This window comes from Oxobacter pfennigii, from assembly GCF_001317355.1.
GTDB lineage: Bacteria > Bacillota > Clostridia > Clostridiales > Oxobacteraceae > Oxobacter > Oxobacter pfennigii.
Genome location: NZ_LKET01000042.1, coordinates 1 through 1,250, shown reverse-complemented (window position 1 = coordinate 1,250; position 1,250 = coordinate 1). Strand labels below are relative to the sequence as shown.

Genomic DNA, 1,250 nt, shown 5'->3' with positions numbered 1-1,250 from the left:
GGCAAGGAGACGGTTCGCGAAGAACTGGAGTATATCCCGGCAAAACTGCATATTGTGCGTTATGTGCGGATGGCGTATGAATGTCCTGAGTGCAAGCATACGGAACATCCATATATTTTAAAAGCTAATTCACCGACTTCACTGATGAACCATTCCCTGGCATCACCAAGCTCAGTTGCATATGTAATGTATCAAAAGTATGTGAACAGCATGCCGCTTTACCGTCAGGAGAAGGATTGGGAAAGCCACGGGATTGCGTTGAGCCGCGGAACCATGGCGAACTGGATAATCCGATGCTCGGAGGATTACCTTTATCCTGTTATCCGATATCTCAGGGAAAAGCTCCTGAAAAGAGATATCATCCATAGCGATGAATCGCCTCTTCAGGTATTGAAGGAGGAAGGGAAAAAACCACAGACGAAATCCTTCATGTGGCTGCATCGTTCCGGCAATGACGGAATGCCTCCTATTATCCTATTTGATTACCGGGCATCCAGAAGCGGGGAGCATGCAGAAGAATACCTTAAAGGGTTTCAGGGATACCACCAATGTGACGGGTATTCAGGATATAACAAGCTGGAAGGCGTCATAAGGTGCGGTTGTTGGGCCCATCTGAGGCGGAAGTTTGTGGAGGCCATTCCGGATAAAAAAGCCAAAGACTCTGCACCGACCAATGCAGAAATCGGAAGGGATTACTGCAATAGGCTTTTCAAGATTGAAGAAGAGCTTGCAGATTTATCCCCTGATAAGAGATATCAAAAGCGTCTTGAACAGGAGAAACCCATTCTTGAGGCCTTTTGGTGCTGGCTTGAATCACTGACACCGTTAAAGGAATCCTCCTTGGGAAAAGCAGTGACCTATGCCAGGAACCAGAAACCATACATGGGAAACTATCTTTTAGATGGACGGTGTTCCATCTCCAATAATTTAGCGGAAAACAATATCCGTCCTTATGCTGTAGGCCGGAAAAACTGGCTATTTGCAGATACCCCCAAGGGTGCATCTGCAAGTGCAGCGGTGTACAGCATCGTTGAAACCGCCAAGGCCAATCATCTTAATGTATACTCCTATTTGCATCATCTGCTTCTTTACATGCCTGACACAGATTATATGAATTATCCTGAATCTTTGGAGGAACTTATGCCTTGGTCGGAAGAGGTTCAGGCTATATGCGGGAAATAGATGACCGCTACTTGTAGTTTAGCCAGTCCTGATTTATCTTACAAGGCACTCTGTTATTGCGCGCTTAC

General features: G+C 46.0%; 1 protein-coding gene. It reads left to right on the top strand.

The window, feature by feature from the left end; all coding sequences use genetic code 11:
* On the top strand, positions 1–1,182 hold a 1,182-nt coding region (tnpC, locus tag OXPF_RS16235; RefSeq protein ID WP_054876288.1), incomplete at its 5' end, for an IS66 family transposase.
* Positions 1,183–1,250: the final 68 nt, after the last annotated feature.